The organism is Halomonas sp. SIMBA_159, assembly GCF_046536035.1.
In the GTDB taxonomy this organism is placed as follows: Bacteria; Pseudomonadota; Gammaproteobacteria; order Pseudomonadales; family Halomonadaceae; genus Vreelandella; species Vreelandella venusta_A.
Genome location: NZ_JAWJBT010000106.1, coordinates 1 through 437 on the forward strand (window position 1 = coordinate 1; position 437 = coordinate 437).

Sequence of the window (437 nt, forward strand, 5' to 3'; positions counted from 1 at the left end):
TCTGTGATTACCAAACCCAGTCCGGCACATCCCAGTCACTGAAAAAGCGTTACGGCCTTGTCCCTGAGTCCGGCCGCTCGTTCTATGTCGGTAGCCGTGATGCGGGCAAGATGTTGCGTGTGTACGAGAAAGGCAAACAGCTTAAATCAGACCAGCATCCTGAGTGGGTACGCTGGGAGCTGGAACTGCGCTCAAAAGACCGTGTGATCCCGTTCGATATCCTGATTGATGCCGACAAGTATTTTGCAGGTGCATACCCTGCCCTGAGCCGTATTTGTGAGGCTGAGCAATGTGCTATTGCCACACACAAACGCCATTACATGACCTCAGTTGAGAATGCCGTCAAACACGGTGCCACCCAGTGCGGCAAGCTGGTCAATTACATGCGTCAGTTGCTTGACCACCTGTTCAGGTGACAGTTCCAGCACCTGACGAGA

At 53.1% G+C, this 437-nt stretch carries 1 protein-coding gene; it reads left to right on the top strand.

All coding sequences use genetic code 11. From position 1 onward, the window contains the following. On the top strand, positions 1-416 hold a 416-nt coding region (locus R0J87_RS18570), incomplete at its 5' end, for a replication initiation factor domain-containing protein (protein WP_498888034.1). Positions 417-437: the final 21 nt, after the last annotated feature.